Source organism: Corallococcus praedator, assembly GCF_003612125.1.
GTDB classification, from domain to species: domain Bacteria; phylum Myxococcota; class Myxococcia; order Myxococcales; family Myxococcaceae; genus Corallococcus; species Corallococcus praedator.
In genome coordinates, this window is record NZ_RAWI01000164.1 from 1 (window position 1) to 19177 (window position 19177).

At 70.0% G+C, this 19177-nt stretch carries 13 protein-coding genes; 6 read left to right on the forward strand and 7 right to left on the reverse strand.

Annotated features, from left to right (window positions below; genetic code table 11):
- Window positions 1-23 precede the first annotated feature (23 nt).
- Both D7Y13_RS21205 and D7Y13_RS21210 read left to right on the forward strand, forming a co-directional pair.
- Complete coding sequence (locus D7Y13_RS21205) at window positions 24-785, forward strand: ABC transporter permease (protein ID WP_120536301.1); 762 nt, start codon at window positions 24-26, stop codon at window positions 783-785.
- Between the two features lie 198 nt (window positions 786-983).
- Entirely contained in the window at window positions 984-2531 is a 1548-nt protein-coding gene (locus D7Y13_RS21210) for a serine/threonine protein kinase (RefSeq protein WP_233595832.1), read from the forward strand.
- A 54-nt stretch (window positions 2532-2585) separates the two neighbouring features.
- Here D7Y13_RS21210 and D7Y13_RS21215 read toward each other — a convergent pair whose 3' ends face one another.
- From D7Y13_RS21215 to treZ, 4 genes are all read right to left on the reverse strand, one after another.
- Window positions 2586-3002 (reverse strand): VOC family protein, encoded by a 417-nt coding sequence (locus tag D7Y13_RS21215; protein WP_120536303.1) that lies wholly within the window; start codon window positions 3000-3002, stop codon window positions 2586-2588.
- 75 nt (window positions 3003-3077) lie between these two features.
- Window positions 3078-4508 (reverse strand): M20 family metallopeptidase, encoded by a 1431-nt coding sequence (locus D7Y13_RS21220; RefSeq protein ID WP_120536304.1) that lies wholly within the window; start codon window positions 4506-4508, stop codon window positions 3078-3080.
- A 139-nt stretch (window positions 4509-4647) separates the two neighbouring features.
- A complete protein-coding gene (locus D7Y13_RS21225; protein ID WP_120585198.1) occupies window positions 4648-5925 on the reverse strand; it encodes a discoidin domain-containing protein in 1278 nt (425 codons plus the stop codon).
- Window positions 5926-6285: 360 nt separating this feature from the next.
- Window positions 6286-8133 carry a malto-oligosyltrehalose trehalohydrolase gene (gene treZ / locus D7Y13_RS21230; protein ID WP_120585199.1) on the reverse strand — a complete coding sequence of 616 codons (1848 nt, stop codon included), beginning with the start codon at window positions 8131-8133 and terminating at the stop codon, window positions 6286-6288.
- Between the two features lie 348 nt (window positions 8134-8481).
- Here treZ and D7Y13_RS21235 point away from each other — a divergent pair, with 348 nt between their 5' ends.
- From D7Y13_RS21235 to D7Y13_RS21250, 4 genes are all read left to right on the forward strand, one after another.
- A complete protein-coding gene (locus tag D7Y13_RS21235) occupies window positions 8482-9147 on the forward strand; it encodes a hypothetical protein (protein WP_233595833.1) in 666 nt (221 codons plus the stop codon).
- Window positions 9144-9599, forward strand: a complete 456-nt coding sequence (locus D7Y13_RS21240; protein WP_120536307.1) for a hypothetical protein — start codon at window positions 9144-9146, stop codon at window positions 9597-9599. The genes D7Y13_RS21235 and D7Y13_RS21240 overlap by 4 nt, the downstream gene beginning before the upstream one ends.
- 57 nt (window positions 9600-9656) lie before the next feature.
- Complete coding sequence (locus tag D7Y13_RS21245) at window positions 9657-10670, forward strand: AAA family ATPase (protein ID WP_244222363.1); 1014 nt, start codon at window positions 9657-9659, stop codon at window positions 10668-10670.
- Window positions 10671-10816: 146 nt separating this feature from the next.
- Window positions 10817-11212 (forward strand): DUF5335 family protein, encoded by a 396-nt coding sequence (locus D7Y13_RS21250; protein WP_120537265.1) that lies wholly within the window; start codon window positions 10817-10819, stop codon window positions 11210-11212.
- Window positions 11213-11314: 102 nt separating this feature from the next.
- On the opposite strand, the gene D7Y13_RS21255 is transcribed toward D7Y13_RS21250, so the two are convergent.
- The 3 genes from D7Y13_RS21255 to D7Y13_RS21265 form a co-directional block, all read right to left on the reverse strand.
- A complete protein-coding gene (locus D7Y13_RS21255) occupies window positions 11315-12133 on the reverse strand; it encodes a M57 family metalloprotease (protein ID WP_120537266.1) in 819 nt (272 codons plus the stop codon).
- A 325-nt stretch (window positions 12134-12458) separates the two neighbouring features.
- Window positions 12459-13853 (reverse strand): MBL fold metallo-hydrolase, encoded by a 1395-nt coding sequence (locus tag D7Y13_RS21260; RefSeq protein WP_120537267.1) that lies wholly within the window; start codon window positions 13851-13853, stop codon window positions 12459-12461.
- A 305-nt stretch (window positions 13854-14158) separates the two neighbouring features.
- Window positions 14159-19162 (reverse strand): DNA topoisomerase 3, encoded by a 5004-nt coding sequence (locus D7Y13_RS21265; protein WP_120630758.1) that lies wholly within the window; start codon window positions 19160-19162, stop codon window positions 14159-14161.
- Window positions 19163-19177 lie beyond the last annotated feature (15 nt).

Consider the following 19177-nt stretch of genomic DNA (forward strand, 5'->3'; position numbering starts at 1 on the left):
CCGGAAGAATTGCCCCACACCCCATGAACGTCCTCGGGATGCAGACGCTGTTCGCGAAGGAGGTCCGGCGCTTCATGCGCGTGCCGGGCCAGACCGTCCTGTCGCCCCTCATCAGCACCACGCTGTACTTCATCGTCTTCGGCTACTCCATCTCCGGCCGCGTGCACGAGGTGGAAGGCCACCCGTACCTGCACTTCATCGTGCCGGGGCTCGTGTTCCTGGGCATCGCGAACAACGCGTTCCTCAACAGCAGCTCCTCGCTGTTCATCACCAAGATTCAAGGCACCGTGGTGGACCTGCTCGTCGCCCCGCTGGGGCCCGGTGAGCTGATGGTGGGCTTCATTGGCGGCGCGATGATTCGCGGCCTCGTGGTGGGCCTGCTCACGTGGATGGTCGCGTCGGTGTTCTCCGGCTTCAGCCTGATGCACCCGCTGGCGACGCTCTACTTCCTCTTGCTGTCCAGCTACGTGTTCAGCGTGCTGGGCATGCTCGCCGCCGTGTGGGCGGAGAAGTTCGAACAGATCAACTTCTTCCCCACGTTCGTGATGCTTCCGCTCACGTTCCTGGGCGGCGTCTTCTATTCGGTGCGCGAGCTGCCCTCGCCCTGGAGCCAGGTCAGCCTCTTCAACCCGATGGTCTACATGGTGGAGGGCCTGCGCTACGGGATGCTGGGCAGCAGCCTGTTCTCCCCGCTCGTCGGAGGGACCATCCTCGCGGGCACCGCCGCGGTGGCCACCGGCATCACGTACGGCGTGCTGCGCTCCGGCTACAAGATGAAGGCGTGAAGCACCGGACATCCGAGGTCTGCCTGCCTGCCCGCCACCCCCTTGGGTAGTGAGGCAGGCCCCTCCCTGCCGGACAGGCTCCCGGTCTTTTTGGAAATCGGCTGTTTCCTGCCCGGTGAGAAAGAGCGATATCCTTCCGCTCAGATGGCGGTCGCGTTCGGGAAATATGAGCTGCTGAAAAAAATCGCTTCGGGCGGGATGGGACAGGTGTTCCTGGCGCAGGAGCATGGGACGGGCTTCGAGCGCCTGGTCGTCCTCAAGCTCATCCTCCCGCACCTGGCCGAGGACGAAGAGTTCCTGGACATGTTCCTGGAGGAGGCGCGGCTCGTCGCGCGCCTGTCGCACCCGAACCTCATCACCATCCTGGACCTGACGGAGATTGAAGGCCGTCACTGCCTGGCGATGGAGTACGTGCAGGGCGAGGACGTGCGGCGGTTGGATCGCTTCGCGCGCAAGCAGGAGAAGCCGCTGCCGGTGGGGCTGGTCATCCGCATCATCGCGGACGCGGCGGCGGGCCTGTCGTACGCGCACGGCGCTCGCGACGGTCAGGGCCAGCCGCTCCAACTGGTGCACCGGGACGTGTCGCCGCAGAACGTGCTCGTCGGGTTCGACGGGGGCGTGAAGGTCATCGACTTCGGCGTGGCGAAGGCGGCCACCAGCGGGCAGCAGACCGCGACGGGCGTGCTCAAGGGCAAGTACCCGTACATGTCCCCGGAGCAGGCCAACGGCCAGCCGGTGGACGGCCGCAGCGACCAGTTCGCGCTGGGCGTGGTGATGTGGGAGCTGCTCACCGGCAAGCGCCTCTTCAAGGGCGACACGGACCTGATGACGCTGCGGCTGGTGCGCGACTGCCAGATTCCGCCGCCGTCGCAGCTCAACCCGAAGCTGCCGCCCGGCCTGGACGAGGTGCTGCTCAAGGCGCTCGCGCCCACGGCGGAGGGCCGCTACCCGGACTGCGCCGCGTTCCGGCTGGCGCTGGAGGACTACGCGCTCAACCTGCGGCTGCCGTCCAGCAGCGCGCACCTGGCCGCGTACCTGCGGGGCCTGTACGCGGAGCGCATCGCCACGGAGTCCGACCCGTCGAAGCTGGACCAATTGGCGGAGGACGCGGACCTGGATTCGCAGTCCAACTCCTCGCGCAACGGCATGCCCACGTCGGGCGCGAGGGGGCTCGCGTCGTCGCGCGCGTCGAAGCTGGTGGGGCCACCGTCCCGTCCGCCCACGCGCGTGGAGCCCGAGGCCACGCGTGGCACCGCGGCCCTGGCCCCGGTGGCGCCGAAGCGGCGCACGTGGCTGCCGTATGTGGCGGGTGGCGTGGCCCTGATGTTGGGCGGCGCGGCGGTGGTGTGGCTGCGCGGCACGCAGACGGCCGTCCCCCCACCGCCGGTGGCGACGGTCACCCGGACGCCGGAGGAGGCCCAGGGGCACACGCCGCCCGAGGCGCCCGCGCGTCCCACCCCGGCCCAGCCGGTGCGCCTGATGGTGACGAGCGAACCACCGGGCGCCACGGTGCAGGTGGGGGGCGAGGAGCGCGGCACCACGCCGGTGGCCCTGCCGCTGGTGCCGGGCGAGCCGTCGGTGGCGGTGACGCTCGCGCTCAACGGGTATGAGCCGGTGACGCGGCAGGTGTCCGCGGCGGATGCGCCCACGGTGGCGGTGGCGCTGCAACGCCGGGCGGCGCGGCCGTCGAACACGTCCAAGAAGCCGCCGCCCACGTCGTCGCTGGGCATCAAGACGGGGCGTTGAGGCGCCCTTCCCGCCGCCGGTCCGGTGGCCCCCAGCGCCTGTGTCGACGTCCGCTCAGGCGCGCCGACGTGACTCCGCCGACAGGATGACGACGTAGCCATCCGGGTCGCGGACCCAGAACTCCCAGCGGCGTGAGTTCCGGTTCTCGTGGGGCGCCTCCACCCACTCCACCTTCAGGCCCCGCGCCGCCTCCACCGAGGCCTCGAAGTCCGTGGTCTCGAACCACAGCAGGACACCGTGCCCATGCGGCGCCGAGTCCGGCCCCACCAGGTTCGGGTGCTCCTCTAAATCCCAGGCGTGCAGTTGCAGCACGGGCTCGCCGTTGCTGACGAGCATCTCGTACTCGTCACCGCCGTGCGTGCCCTCACAGCCCAGCAGCGACTGGTACCACTGGCTGCTCGCGGCGACGTCGCGGACCGCGATGAGGGGCTGCGCTCGGACCTGGGTGGCCCTGCGGGGCGTGCTCGGCATGAAGCCTCCGGTGACGTCGCTGCGTCCGAAGGCGGGGCCCGTGGAGCCCCGCCTCCAGACTCCAGATTTGGCGCGCTACCGCTTGAAATGCTCCGCGATGACGCTGGCCACGCCGGCGGTGAGCTTCTTGCCGGTGGGGATGTGCAGGAACTCGTTGGGCCCGTGCGCGTTGCTGCCCGGCCCCAGCAGGCCGGTGATGAGGAACTGCGCCTCCGGGAAGCGCTCGCCCAGCATGCCCATGAAGGGGATGGTGCCGCCCTCGCCCATCGCCATGGCGGACTTGCCGAAGCAGGACGTGGACGCGGACTCCACCGCGCGCGACAGCCAGCCGGCCAGCGGCGGCGCGTCCCAGCCCACGCTCGCCTTGTCCCCGTCGAACGTCACCTTCGCGCCGTAGGGCGGGTCCTTCTCCAGCACGTCCTTCAGCGCCTTCGCCGCCGCCTTGGGGTCCACGCGCGGAGGAATGCGCATGGACAGCTTCAGCGTGGTGAAGGGGCGCAGCACGTTGCCCGCGCTCGCGAGCGCCGGCATGCCCTCCACGCCCGTCACCGCCAGCGCCGGGCGCCAGGTGCGGTTGAGCACCAGCTCCTCGCCGTCCTTCGTCACCGGGGCCGAGCCCTCCACCCAGGGGAACTTGGTGTACAGCTCGTCGCCCAGCGTCCGGGCCGCCGCCTTTGCCTGTTCACGCCGGCCCTCCGGAATCTGCGTGTGCAGCGCGTCCACCTTGATGTGGCCCGTCTGCTCGTCCTCCACGCGCGACAACAGCTGCCGCATGATGCGCATGGACGACGCCACCACGCCCGTCGCGTCACCGGAGTGCACGCCCTCCGTGAGGATGTCCACGCGCAGGTTGCCGGCGACCATGCCGCGCAGGCTGGTGGTCATCCAGAGCTGATCATAGTTCGCGCAGCCCGAGTCCAGGCACACCACCAGCGACGGCTTGCCGATGCGCGGCGCGAGCGCCTCGATGTACGCGGGCAGGTCGTAGCTGCCGGACTCCTCGCACGCCTCGATGACCACGGCGCAGCGCGCGTGCGGCACGCCCTGCTCCTTGAGCAGCCGCAGCGCGGACAGCGACGCGAACGCCGAATAGCCGTCATCCGCGCCGCCGCGCCCGTAGAGCTTGTCGCCCTCGCGCACGGGGGTCCACGGCGTCAGGCCCTCGCGCCAGCCGGTCATCTCCGGCTGCTTGTCCAGGTGGCCGTACAGCAGCACGGTGTCGTCGCCGCGCGTGCCGGGAACCTCCATGTAGATGACGGGCGTGCGCTCCTTGCCATCCGGCGTCTTCAGCCGCACCACCTCCACCGTCAGCCCCGGCAGGTGCGCGGCCTGCGCGCGGCACCAGTCGGAGATGAGCTGGACGGCCTGCTCCATGTGGCCCGTCTTCACCCAGTCCGGGTCGAAGGCGGGCGACTTGTTGGGGATGCGGATGTAGCGCTCGAGCGCGGGCAGGATTTCCTGCTCCCAGATGCGTTCGGACGAGGCGAGGGCTTGGTCGACGTTCATGGCGGCGCCATGCTGCCCACCCCCGCGTCCCCTGTCGATGGAAAGCCCCACCCGGCCCCTCCGGTCGCCGGGCGCGCGGCCTGCCGTCTTGCGTCAGGCCGCGCGAACTCCGGGTTTCCCGAGGGGTCCTCGCTACCGCCTAGGGCTGGATTTCACGAACACTCAGCCACTTGAAGTCCACGTCGTTCGCGTTGTCCCAGCGGAACACCGCGATGGGGCCGCCCCACGTAATGGCCATGGGTCCGGTGGCGCCGCCGCAGTGCTGCGCGTCGCCGCCCCACTTGCCCGCGTCGGTGTAGTCGTAGACCTTCTTCCACGTCACCTTGTCCGCGTTCTCGTTGACGTACATCTCCAGCTTCACGGCCGTCTGGCCGCTGACGGTGATGTTGCGCATCACCGACTTGAAGCCCACCCAGCGGCCCTTGAGCGCGGTGGTGGCGGGCTTGTAGGGCGTCTGCTCATAGGAGACATGCCAGGTCTCCTTCTGCCAGCGCGCGCGGCCGTCGTAGTGGAAGCCCGCCTTGTAGCTGCTGCCTTCACAGCCGGAGTGGTCGTCGTTGTGCTTGCCGCCCCGGGCGTACCAGTCGAAGTTGTCGGACGTGTCGGACACGCTGTTCAACTTCACGAAGCCGGTCATCTCGATGTTCTTCCAGTCGTTCGCGGCCTGCATGTAGCCACGGCTCGCGAGCACGTCCCGGTCGTACGTGGGAATCTTGTTGTCGTCGTAGCCGGTGGACGTGAAGACGCTCATGCGCACCTGCGAGTCCTTCATCTTCCAGGAGCCGTCGCTGTTCTTCGTGATGGGGTTCTGCGGGTCGAACCGCTTGTCCGACGTGGCGGTGTCCGCCAGCGCCCACGCCTCCCCGCCCGACTTCGTCGGGTAGAGCATGGTGACGCCGAAGCGGTCCTTGCCCGAGGGCGCCGTGACGTCACCGGTGATGGCGGCCCACTCGGCGATGCTGGCCCAGGTGTTGAGCGAGTTGCCGTTGACCGTCACGCGCACGTACCGCGCGTTCCGGGCAGCGAAGCTGTAGCGCTCGGGGTTGGCGGTGGTGCCGGACGACTTCGTGGAGACCGCGGTCGTCCAGGTGGCCCCGTCGGTGGACGTGGCGAGGACGAACGTGTTCGTGCGCTTGTTGCCTTCGTGCCAGGCGATGTCCACGGCGGACAGCGACTTCACGGCGCCCAGGTCGCCCCGGAGCCACTGGCCCACGCCCAGGCTGGACCAGCGTGTGGCGAGGTTGCCGTCGATGGTGGCCGACGGCGGGTTGCCGTCGTTTCCACTGGCGGTGACGGCGCTGAAACCCGACGCGGCGAGCGCGGGGGCCGCGGACACGAGCAGCGCGAACGCGCCCGTGCGTGCGGCATGACGCTTCCATCCCCCCCGGGATGCCTTCAACCCATGCGATTGGGACAAGGTACTTCCTCACGACAGGGCCGAAAGAAGACGCACGTCTCCAGGGGCCCGGCGAACAAGGCCAGACCCGTGACGTCGCGCGGCCGCTCGCGGCACGTGGACCTGCTGGCGTCGGTGCCGCTGGCGCTACCGGGCGCGGGGGGACTCCAAGGAAGTCCCCGCCCTCCCGAACGGCGCGCGACGCGTCCTGCACGTTGTGGCGGACCCGAGTACCGGATCGCCGACAGGTCCATTCCCAGACATGCGTTGTTTCAGCCCTGGAGACACCACGGCCCGTCTGCCCCTCTTGCGGGGTGACGGGCCGTGGGTGGATTCATGTCTCGCGATGCGTGCGGGTTCTTGACCCTGTGTCTGGCTTTGCTACTCGCGCAGCTTCACCACCGCGGCCGAAGGGCCCTCCAGCCGCACGATGTTGCCCGTCAGTGGTGAGCCCTCCACGGTGCCCCCGAAGCGCGGGGATTCGCTCCACAGCACGATGCCCGCGCTCGCGTGCGGCGGCAGCGCGTGTACCAGCGAGCCCCGGAGGTTCACGATGATGAGCACCGTGTCGCCCTCCGCGCGGCGCTCCAGCACGAAGGCGTCCGGGCCCAGCGCGCGGGCGTCATGGGTGCCCTGGCGGTGGGTGAGCACGGGCTCCGTGGCGCGCAGGCGCAGCAGCTCCTTGTAGAGCGCATGCACGCCCGCATGCCGCGGGGCTTCGGGCTCGCTCCAGTCCAGCGTGGAGCGGGTGAAGGTGTCGCGGTCCTGAGGGTCTGGCACCTGCTCGCCCTTGAAGCGCGAGAAGCCAGAGAACTCCTTGCGGCGCCCTTCGGTGACGAGCTTGCCCAGCTCCGCGTTGTGGTCCGTGAAGTAGAGGAACGGCGTGCGCGCGTTCCACTCCTGGCCCATGAAGAGCAATGGGGTGAACGGCGACAGGAGGAGCAGCGTGCTCATGGCGCGGTAGGCGGCCGGGGACACGTCCTCCGACAGCCGGTTGCCGAAGGGCCGGTTGCCCACCTGGTCGTGGTTCTGGATGCAGTGGACGAAGTGCCACGGGGCCAGGCCCTCGGACGACGTGCCGCGCGCGTGGCCCAGGTTCTGGGACTTCTGGCCCTGGTAGAACCAGCCCTGGCGCAGCGTGGTGGCGATGTCCTCCGCGCTGCCGGTGTAGTCCTGGTAGTAGCCCTCGTGGTCTCCCGCGAAGGCGCGGCGCAGCTGGTGGTGCAGGTCATCCGCCCAGACGCCGTCCAGGCCGTAGCCGCCGTCCTTCACGGGGGTGACGAGCTTGCGCTCGTTGCGCTCGTCCTCCGCGATGATGACGACGCGGCGGCCGTTGCCGGCGGCGTGGGCGCGCTCGACGATTTCGGCGAGCAGGTGCGGCTGGCCGTCATCCACCAGCGCGTGCGCGGCATCCAGGCGCAGGCCGTCCGCGTGGTAGTCGCGGATCCACATCTCCACGTTGGACAGCACGAGCGAGCGCACGAAGTGGCTGCCCTCGCTGTCGTAGTTCACCGCGTCGCCCCAGGGCGTGTGGTGCGTCTTCGTGAAGTAGTGGGGCGAGTACGCGCCCAGGTAGTTCCCGTCCGGTCCGAAGTGGTTGTAGACGGCGTCGATGAGCACCGCGATGCCGTGCGCGTGCGCGGCGTCGATGAGCCTGCGCAGGCCCCGGGGTCCACCGTAGGTAGCCTGCGGCGCGAAGAGGTCCACGCCGTCGTAGCCCCAGTTGCGCGCGCCGGGGAAGCTGGCCACGGGCAACAGCTCCAGCGTGTTCACGCCCAGCTCCCGCAGGTGCGCGAGCTTCGGGATGAAGGCCTCGAAGGTGCCCTCCGGCGTGGCGGTGCCCACGTGGACTTCGTAGATGACGAGGGACTTCGGATCCGGCCCCTTCCAGTGCGAGTCCGTCCAGCCGTGGTCGGAGACGACGACCTCGGAGGGGCCGTGCACGCCCGCGGGCTGGGAGCGCGACCACGGGTCGGGGAACGGGTCTCCCCCGTCCAGGCGGAGCTTGTAGCGCAGGCCCGCGCCCTGTTCGGCCAGCACGCCGCCGAAGCAGCCGTCCGCTTCGGGGGTGAGCGGCAGCGTGCGCAGGACGCGGTCGTCCGCGTCGTACACCACGGCCTCCACCTGCTTGTGGCCGGGTGCCCAGACGCGCCAGCGCACCGAGGGTCCATCCTCCACCCAGGCACCCAGTCGCGGCGCGAGGGAACGTGCTTCAGTCGATTGAGCCATGTGTGCCCCTGTTAATGCGCACGCGCGGGTCCGGGGAGCATCCCTTGGCCACCCGGGACACCGGTGTTCACGGGCCGACCTCTGGGAGCCCGCGAGTGCGGACCGGCGGACGGAGGCCCCCGGGCCCTCCAGGCGGCGGAGCACCGGGAGGACATCTCCTGGGTCCTGTTGGAAGTTCAGGACCCTGGAGGTAGTATTTCCACCCGCAGAATGCCTGCTTGCCCCGTAACGGGTCCTTCTTTACCCTATTTCCAGTCTGTCAGCTTTAAGCCCATCTTCTTGAATTACACGAATTGAAATGATAGTGAGCAATCCCCGGGAGACAGGTTTCCAGCCAAGACACCGACGATGGGGATTCAGCGAAGCTGCCGCCTGGTGCGGCTGGGATTGCTCGCCATGATGGTGGGCTGCTCCACACCGAGCCCTGACGTCCGGGTGCGACGGCTGCCGAACGGACAGGTGCAGGTCACCGGCCCTCTCGCGGGTCCCTTCAAGTCCACGGCGGAGCTGGCCGGGAGCGCCTGTGACCTGATCACCCGGCAACCTGGAGCATCGTCGGGTGTGTACGGGATTGAGTACTGCGCGTTGATCTATTACTCGAGCGCCGAGGACGCGTTCTATCTCAGCCACCTGTCCGATATTCAGGGCTCGGGCGTTGGCCGCACGAAGTCCTGCCTGGTTCCCTCCAGCGTGGATGATCCCCAGCATCTGGATGCCATCATCCTGGGCCGCGGCCACAGCCACCCCCACAATCGGCGCTTCTCCGAGCCCGATTTGGGCGAAGCGCGACGGTGGGTGCCCACCCGGATCGCGGATGCACGAACCGGCAAGGTCCTCCGCCGTGAGCTGCTGCTTTTCTACCGGGAGCAGGCCGGCGAGTGCCGCTCCTACAAATACGATTACGCCGACCGTGTGGTGGCCGCGCTTCGCGATGGAGTCTGGGTTCCCATCGGCTCGGTCAACAACGACCAGGGCCTCATCGACCTCTACGACGGGCAGGACTGGACGCCATGAACGTGCGCACGCCGCCGCGAAGACTGGGCTTGGTGCTTCTGGGGCTCGGGGCCTGCGCCCTGCTGCAAGGCTGCAGCTTCTTCGGCTACTACAAATACCAGAGACCGGAGCGCATCCCCCCCGAGGTCGGTGACCGCATCCGGGACCCCGACCCCAAGGCCTTCGTTGCCACCACCACTCTGGATGGCCCCACGTTGGCCGCCTTCCAGGTCGCGCTCGCGGATTTCTTTCCCCCCGGCGCGAAGGCGTCCGGCAACCATGACGGCCTCGTGCGCTGTTTGAGTCGCCGCGACGTCTTCGACGTCTACATCAACAAGGTCAGCGACGACCTGTACCTCGTCAGCTTCGACGCCAACATCAAACGCTGCGACATGCCCCCGGACACCGTCATGCTGGACGGAGGCGCGACCTACCTCATCGACGGCCAGGGCCGCATCCTCGACATCCGGTAGCGACGGACGCGCATCGCACCCTCCCCAGGTGGCTTGTAGCCCCCGGGCCCTCCCGGGATGATGGGCCGCCGCGCCGCCGCCGTGCTCGCCTACCGCCACCTGCGCCGCATCCGCCGCCTGTACCTGGAGGGCCTGGAGCCGGAGCCCGGCACCCGCGAGAACGCCCTCTTCCTGGGCCCCACCGGCTCCGGCAAGACGTTCCTCGTGGAGCTGATGTTCCGCGAAATCCTGGGCGTGCCCACCGTGCTCGCGGACGCGACCCAGTTCTCCGAAACGGGCTACATCGGCGACGACGTCAACAGCCTGCTGTCCCGCCTCTACGAGGCCGCGGACCGCGACGCGGAGTGGGCCGCCTGCGGCGTCATCTGCATGGACGAGTTCGACAAGCTCGCCACCAGCCGCTCCGACAGCCGCTTCTCCGGCCAGCAGACCACCAAGGACGTCAGCGGCTTCGGCGTACAGCGCAGCCTGCTGCACCTGCTCTCCGCGTCCAACGCCACCTTCCCCCCCGACTTCGGCTTCACCAGCCGCATCCGCGCCGAAACGCTGGAGCTGTCCTGCCTCACCTTCATCGCCTGCGGGGCCTTCAGCGGCTTCCGGGGCACCGCTGAAACAATGGCCCACGTGGAGCGCGTGGGCTTCGGCCGCGAGCCCGGCAAGGGCGGCGCGCGCGACGCGGAGTCCATCGCCACGCGCATCACCGAGGAGCACCTGGAGAACACCACCGCGTTCGCCCGCTACGGCTTCATTCCGGAGCTCATCGGCCGCTTCAACCGGCTGGTGTCCTTCGCTCCGCTGGACGCGGCCACCCTGGGCGACATCCTCCAGAACAACGTGCTGCGCACCTGGGAGCGCGAGTTCGAACACGAAGGCCTCCAGCTCTCCGTGGACCCCGCCGTGCGCGACTGGATTGTCGCCCGCGCCCTCAAGCGGGAGACGGGCGCCCGCGGCCTGCGCACCGCGCTGGCCCCCGTGCTGGAAGCCGCCGCCTACGAGCACTTCGGCCACGGCCGCGCCGCCACGGTGCGCCTGGTGCTCAAGGACGACGCCGTGCACACCGTGCGCGACTGAGCGCCCCTCCCTTTCGTCGGGGGCAGCCGACACGGCGGGGCCCGGTCCGGGGGGCTCCCGACGCAACGGTCAGTCGGGCCCGTCCTTCATCCGCGCGTCACAGGCCTTACGGTTGAGGCACACGACACTCGCGCGGAGGCGGACGCATGGCACACACCACCAAGGAAATTCCCAGGGAGCAGTGGGCGAAGTACCTGGCGGACATCAGCAAGCGGGTGCGCAACGAGCGCGTGCGCGTGGAGTCCATCACCATGGAGTCCATCAGCCTGGACACCGGTGACCAGGAGATCGCCCGGAGCCTGCCGCTGGTGGAGATCTCCCTGGAGCAGAAGGGCAGCGACTCCGGCGCGGTGCAGATCGTCGCGGGCCACGACGACGACGTCATCACCCACCGCGTGCTCGAACCGGAGCGCATCAGCGCCGAGCTGGACGCGGACAGCGCCGCGCTGGAGTGTCTGGAGATCGCCGAGCGCGGCGGCGGCAAGCTGCTCATCTTCTTCGAGCGCGCGCTCGACGTGGAGGGGCCCTCCGTCCGCGCTTGAAGCGGGCGCTGGAAAACGACCACGGGACCGACAGGAGCCAGGAGGCTCCCACCGGTCCCGTGCACGCGGCGTCCGCCGCGCGAGGTCAGCGCTTCACGTCGCTCACGGATACAGCGCGCGGGCGCCCTGCTTGTCCAGGGTGGTCAGCACGAGGTCGCCCGTCTGGGTGCCGTTGCACTGGGGGTAGTGCATGACGGACGAACGGTCGTAGGTGGTGGTCAGCGCGCGCCACTGGGAGTCCTCGTAGCAGCCGGACGCGGTGGAGCGGGTGTGCTCGTGACGGAAGCCCAGCGTGTGGCCCAGCTCGTGGCGCAGGATGCCCGTGAGCGTCCAGGGCGACAGGTTGCCGAACGCGCTGCTGTCCACGAGGACGTTGCGGCCCGAGCGGGAGGAGTTCGGGAAGAACGCGCGCGCCACGTAGGACTGGCCGCTCACCGGGCGGATGTCGAACAGCACGCCCGCCTGGGACGCGGTGCAGGACGCGTCGTACTGGGACAGGTAGGTGAAGTTGACGTTCGCGGTGGCCTCCCAGGCCGCCGTCGCGTTCGCCATGGCGGTGACCATCTTCGCCTTGTTGGTCGTGCCGAAGGTGTTGCTGATGCAGTAGGTCAGGTTCAGCTTCTGGGTGGCGCTCCACTTGATGTCGCCGCCGATGTAGTACACAGCGAGGCCGTCCTGCGACTGGCCCAGCTTGGACTCCACGACGTTGTGGAAGTAGGCGGCCAGCTCCTCCTCGGACTCCAGCGCCTCGTCACCGTTGACGATGATCTTCCCGCCCTCCCACGGCTCGCGGACGGCGCTCGCCCGGAACTCCTCCCACGTCTGCGTCACTTCGGCTTCCTGCTGGGACTCGGGACCACCGCAGGCAGCACCGAGCAGCGAAACACCGGCCAGCATCGCAACAGAGCGGAACTTGAGCATTGAGAACTCTTTTGGGGTCCTACGAGGGATTGCGCCGCCACCGTCTGGCCTTCCCGCCAGTTGCGGAAGCCGCGCGCCGGGCCAATGAGCAACTGTCGGGCCAACCCCACCGACCCCGCCCTCCGGGGGGAGAAATCCGAAAACGCGGGATAGCTGGAGTGACCGCGCTCCAGGCTCCCGCGCTTCCGTTGTCACCCTTTGTGACAGACCTGTCACCAACCCCGCTGAAAGACAGGGCTTTCCCCGCACCTCTCCCGCTGCCTGAGAAAAAGACAGGGGGATGTCCTGGTTCCGGTCAGCCCCTCAGCCGGATTTACAGGACTTCCTAGAGGATGGCGCGGCGCACCTTCCAATACGTCTCCTTGGCCATGCGGAAGGCGCTGGAGTCGGCGGGCAGCAGGGTGCGCAGCAGCTCCGCGGACTGAATCTGGATGGGGCGCACGCAGTGGGCATCCAGCTGGTGGCGCAGGTAGCCCACCATGTCGCGGCTCCGGTATTCGTTGAAGTAGTCGCGCAGCTGCGCGGCGGTGCGGGCCTTGCCGTTGTCCGCGTACTTGGCCACGTAGGGGCTGAAGTCCGGATAGAGGCTGCCCTTGCCGAAGCCGCCGTGGACGGTGGTCTTCATGAAGTTGCCGATGAGCAGGTCGTCGAACACCTGGTACTTCACGGCGGTCATCAGCGAGCCGCGGGGCGCGTCGAAGGTGATGCCCTTGTCGAAGCGGCGCTTGTTGAACTCGATGACGTGCTCCCTGCCGCCCACGCGGAAGCGCAGGAAGTCCATCACCGTGCCCAGGTGTTCGACGGCGCGGAAGTACTGCTCCAACTGCTTCACCTCGTCCGCCTCCAGGCACTCGCTCCAGTCGTCGCCGTACTCCTTCGGATCCACCGGCGTGAGGGTGCGCTCCCGGGGGTTGATGGAGACGGAGGCGTCGTTGGTGAAGTCGTGACGCAGGAAGGCCGGGAGCATCTGGCAGGTGGTGGAGTTGAAGCCCCGGGCGTAGTCGGGAAGCGTGGTGGTGTACTCGGCGGCCCAGAGGCTGTCGGCGCGCTGGTACTTGTGCATGGAGCTGAAGGGGACGAAGTAGCGCACCCCGTACGTCTCCGCCTGCCGCGCGATGGTCTGTCCCACGGGCGTCTTCGCCGCCGCGTACGGGAGGATGCGGTTCCCGTCCTCGGTGAAGAAGTTCATCATGTCCGCGTCGCCGTAGCCGGACAGGGCCAGGAGGAAGGTCTCGTCGTATTCCTTGATGACCCGGCGCACGAAGTGGCCCTGGCCCCGGTCCCCGGCGTCGTTGAGGTTGACGATGAGCCGGCCGCCCACCTCCACCAGCAGCACCGCGTCCTGGTTCACGTCCGGCAGGCAGAGCACGCGGATGCGCGGGGACAGCCGCGTCCACTCGCGGTCCGCGAGCACCTGGACGCGGAAGCCCGCCTCGCGCAGGTCGTCCCGGATGCGGTGGCCCACGTGGTTGGGCACCAGCAGGGTGCGCTCGCGCAGCTTCTCCAACGACTCCATGCTCAGGTGGTCGGGGTGGCCGTGGGAGAGCCACACGTAGGCGCAGTCGCGGATGGACTGGCGCTGCTCTTCCGGAATCTCATGCGACAGCGTCCAGCTGCCGAAGTACGCCGTGCCGTCCGTCCAGGGGTCGGTCACCAACACCGGCCCGTTGTCGTGACAGATGAGTGTGGCGTTCCCAATCGTCTCGAAGCCCAGCTCCATCGTTGCGCGCCCCCTTGAACCCCCACGTCGCCCATGCGCGTGTTGGGTGAGAAGGTGGCACCCGGCCCCACGCTCACAAGGTTGGGAAACAACCTTCACGCCCGGCTGGTCGCTGTCCGCCCCGACAGCCCAGGAAAAGGCTTTCCCTTGTCGGCCGGTTCGCGTGGGGCACCCGGGCGGATCCGCGCCCTTTCGAATCCCTCCCCTGCCCACGCCGTGGCGCGGGTTCGCGTGCGCGGTGCGGCGGACCGCCACACGCAGGCCGTAAAGGGCGCCCGGCGCGAGGCTGTCCGGCGGCGGATGCTCTACCGGCGGCGCGACACGAGCGAGAGGATCTGCGCGCCGTAGCGCTCGGTGAGCGCGGGCCCCACGCCGTGGATGGACAGCAGCTCCGCGCCGCTGGAGGGCCGGGCGCTGGCGATGGCGTCCAGCACGCGGTCGGTGAGGATGCGGAAGGCGGGCACCTTGCGCTTGCGCGCCTCCGTGAGCCGCCAGGCCTTGAGGGACTCCACCAGGGCGGGAGCGGCCTCCGGGGCCGCGTGGCCGGCGTCTGGCGTCTGGCGCGACGCGTTCCACGAAGCCCGGGGGCCCGGGGCGGGATCCGCCGGGGTGCGTGCCTTCCAGCTCCGGCCCGGGGCGGGCGCGTCCGGGGCGAAGGACTCCTGGGAGAAGTCCGCGTCGGTCCGGTCCACGCGCGGGGACTGCCACGGTTCGGCGCGGCTGCCGGCGCCGCGCCGGGTGCCCGTGGTGGCGGCGCGCTTGCCGCGTCCCTTGGAGGGCTCGGTGCTCGCGCGCTTGCGAGGGGCCCGCTTCGACGCCGCGGGGGCAGCGCGGCCACGGCGCTTCTTGGGGGATTCCTCGCGCGCCTGGGGGAGCACCACCTGGCCGGGCGCGATGACGCGTGCGCGGCGGCCCGTGTCCGTCAGCGACAGCCGCTGGAACAGGATGACCTGCCCGTCCTTGTCGAAGGAGTCCGAGTCCAGGCGCACCAGCCCGGAGCGGGCAAGTCCACCCACGAGCCGTTCGAAGTCGCGCCGGTGGAGCGCGTCACCGAACAGCTCGCGGTGGAGCCGCCCGGTGGCCTGTCCGTCGCGCGCGTGCAGGGCCTCCAGGATGCGGCCCAGCGCGTGCGCCTCCACCGAGGAGGGCTCCTCGAAGCGCACCACCTCGCAGGTCTCCGGAGCGCACACGTCGCACAGGCCACACGCCGCGCCGGAGTCCTGCAGGTCGCCGAAGTGCGCGACGAGGTGTCGCATGCGGCAGCCGTGCGCCTCCGCGTAGCGGCCCATCTGCTCCAGGTGGAGCTGCTTGCGCTCGCGCTGCGCGATGTACTGCACCGCCCAGCCCGCGCGCCCGCGCCGCACGTCCTCGTCCGGCGTCATCTCCACGCCGCCGTGGATCCACAGTTGTTCGAGCGCCTTGTCGAACACCTCCGGGTCCCCTCGCACGCGGGCCTGGAGGGAGCCCTTGGGCTCCAGCTCGTTGGACGTGGCCTGGTACAGCCGCTCCAGCACGGCGGGGTCCGGGTAGTCGCGGCGGTGGAAGAACTCGTGCGTGCGCCGGTCCACGAACGCGTGCAGCAGCACGGCGCGCGAGTCCTTCCCGTCGCGACCCGCGCGGCCCAGCTCCTGGTAGTAGCCCTCCAGGCTGGCCGGCAGCGCCGCGTGGATGACGGTGCGCACGTCCGCCTTGTCGATGCCCATGCCGAACGCCGTCGTGGCGACGATGACCTCCAGGTGGCCCTTGAGGAAGGCCGCCTGGATGCGGTCGCGATCCGCGGGCGGGAGGCCCGCGTGGTACGGCGCGGTGTGGAAGTCCGAGGAGAGCAGCTCCGCGTACTGCTCCGCGTGCTTGCGCGTGGACGCGTAGACGATGGCGGGCCGGTGCTCCGGGTTTCGCAAGAGCGTCAGGATGGCCTCGCCGCGAGCCCCCGGGTTCAGCTCCCGCACCTCGATGGCGATGTTGGTGCGGCGGAAGCCGTGAATGAAGGTATGCGCCGCGCCGCCCGTGGAGCCGCGCAGCCCCAGTTGCTGGACGATGTCGCGCTGCACGTCCGGCGTCGCGGTGGCGGTGAGGGCCACCACGGGGGCCGGGCGCAAGAGCGGCAGGCGCGAGCCCAGGAGCCGATAGTCCGGACGGAAGTCATGACCCCACTGCGAGATGCAGTGCGCCTCGTCGATGGCGATGAGCGAGGGCGTGCGCCGGGCCAGGAACTCGCCGAAGCCGGGGACGCCCAGGCGTTCGGGCGCGATGAAGAGGAAGTCCAGGCGACCTTCCAGGTACTCGGCGCACACCTGCCGGGAGGCGGCCCGGTCGCGGCCGGAGTGGATGCGGTCCGCCGCGAACCCCAGCGACTGGAGCCGCAGCACCTGGTCCTCCATCAGCGCGATGAGGGGACTGACGACGAGCGTCGTCCCGGCCCGGGCCAGGCCGGGCAGTTGGTAGCACAGCGACTTGCCCGCGCCCGTGGGCATCACCAGCAGCAGGTCCTCGCCGGACGTGGCCGCGCGGCAGACTTCTTCCTGGTACGGCCGGAAGTCTGAGAAGCCGAATGCCTCCTTCAACAGGCCCCGAAGCTGGTTCGGCGGCGTGGGCGCGCGAGGCACCCGCTCCGGCCGGCCGCTCCCCATGTTCACGCCCTGGGGCTGCCGGCGGGCACGGCCGAAGCCCTCGGCGGACGCCTGCACGAACGCGGTCCGCACCTCCGCGGAGGGAATCAGCGGAGGGGCTTCCTGCCCCCGGAGCGATGCGCCCCGCGGGTCCTGGAGCGCGCCGCTGGAAGCACCGTGCGAAAGGCCCGCGCCCGAGGAGATGGCATTGCGCGACAGGTGCGAACTCGGAGCAGCAGCGTCGCGCGACACGTGGGCACCTGGGCCAGCGGCATCGCGTGATGCAGCGGAGCCCGGATTCGCGGCATCGCGCGAGGAGCCCGCCCCCTCCCGCGCGGCGCCAGCGCGGGCTTCGAGGGCATTGCGCGCGGAGGCCGCAACGACAGCGGACGCGGCCTCACGTGCACGGAAGAGATCCTCGACGGCGCCCTGCGCGGGATGCTGTCGGGCGGCCTCGAAGCGCCCGTTCGCGGGAGCCAATCCGCCCCCATGGGACGCCATACCGTCGCCCCCCCCGTTGGCGGGCACGGCTCCGCCCTGGTGGGACGCAGCACCGCCCAAGCGCCCGGCATCGGACGCACGGGAGAAGTCCTGCGTGGCTCCACCCGAGGCACTCCCCCCACCGGACGACAAGGCCCGAGCCCCGCCCGCATGCACCGGAGTTGGAGGCAGCGACGACGGCGCCTGCCCCACGACCTCACGCACGTACGCCTCGATGCCGCTCAGGAACGAGTCCAGCTCGCCCTGCCCGCGCTCGATGCGCTGGAGCCACGCTTCCCACTGGCCCGTCATGACCGGGGACTTCACGTCCGGATGCACCACCTGGATGAGGTGGATGCCCTTGTCCGTGGCCTCCAGCCGCTTGCCCTGGCGGATGAGGTACTCGCGCTCCAGCAGCACTTCGATGATGGATGCGCGCGTGGCGGGCGTGCCCAGCCCCGTCTCGCGCATGGCGTCCGCCAGTTCCTTCTCGTCCAGGGTGCGCCCGGCCGACTCCATCGCCGTCAGGAGCGTCGCGTCCGTGAAGCGCGGCGGCGGACGCGTGCGCTTCTTCACCGCCTCCACGTCTTCCACCGTCTGCGCCTGTCCGCGCAGGAGCCCCGGCGGCAGGTCCTGGGGCTCGTCATCCGGCTCGTCGTCCTTGTCCTCGCCCTTCTTGCCCTCCGTGCGGGGACGCGGCGCCTTCTGCCCGCCGCCCAGGTCCAACACCTTCCACCCCACGCGCTCCACCTGCGTGCCGGCGCTGTGGAAGCGGTCCACCACGGCGCTGGTGTCCCCCTTCGACGTCACCGCCGTGATGACCGTGGTCACCTTCCAGACGTGGTCCTCGTGCCAGGCCTGGAGCACCCGCCGGCACACGAGGTCGTAGAGGCGCTGCTCGTCCGGCGACAGCCGCACACCGGCAGGCGACGTGGGCGTGGGGATGATGGCGTGGTGGTCCGTCACCTTCGCGTCGTCCACGTAGCGCTTGCCCAGGGGCCGCTCACCCGTGCCCGGCGCCAGGTCCTCCGCGTAGGGCGCCTGGATGGCGCGCACCACCTCCGGCAGCGTGTCCGCCACCGACTCCGACAGGTGCCGGCTGGCGGTGCGCGGATAGCTCAGCAGCTTGTGCTTCTCATAGAGCACCTGCGCCACCTCCAGCGTGCGCTGCGCGCTGAAGCCGAAGAGGCGGTTGGCGTGACGCTGCAGCTCCGTCAGGTCGTAGAGCAGCGGCGGCGGCATCCGCTTCGTCTCCGCGTCCAGCGACTCCACCGCCGCGAGCCCGCCCCTCACCCGGTCGATGATGCGGCCCGCCTCCACGCCGTCCACGTCCAGGCGCCGGGCCTCGCGCACGCTGTCGAAGCCCGGGGGAATCACGGGCTTGCCGTCCGGCCCCGAGCGGAACCACGTGCCCTGGTAGCGAGTCCCCGCCGCCGCGCCCTTGCCGCGAGGGGCGAAGGTGGCCACCAGCTCCAGGTAGTCCCGGGGCACGAAGTCTCGGATCGCCAGTTCGCGCTCCACCACCATGGCCAGCGTGGGCGTCTGCACGCGGCCCACGGACAGCATGCTGCCGAAGGTCCCGCTCGCGAGCGTGTAGAGGCGCGACAGGTTCATGCCGACGAGCCAGTCCGCGCGGCTGCGGCCCATGGCGGCATCGGCCAGCGGCGCGTAGGCCCGGCCGTCCTTCAGCTTCTGGAAGCCCTCCAGGATGGCGCGCTCGGTGAGCGACGACACCCACAGCCGCCGCACCGGCTTGCGGCACCCGGCGGCATCGTAGATGTAGCGGAAGATGAGCTCGCCCTCGCGGCCCGCGTCGGTGGCGCACACGACCGCGGACACCTCCGGCGCGTTCATCACGCGGCGGACCACCTCGAATTGATCCTTCGTCTGCGGCGACACGACCAGCGGCCAGTCCTGCGGCAGCATGGGCAGGTGCGAGCGGTGCCAGCGCTTCCACTCGGGCTTGATTTCATGCGGCTGGGCCAAGCCCACCAGGTGGCCCAGGGCCCACGTCACGATGTAGCCATTGCCGCGCAGGCAGCCTTCGCCGCGCTCGGTGGCGCCCAGCACCCGGGCGATGTCGCGCGCCACGGCCGGCTTCTCCGCCACCACCGCGAGGACGGAGCCCCGCCCACCGCGAGCCGTCGTTGCGTTCGCGCCACCGTCCCGCGCCACCGTGCTGCTCCGTCCGGGCGACTCGCCCATTGCGTCCCACCTCATGGCCTGTCCCCTCCC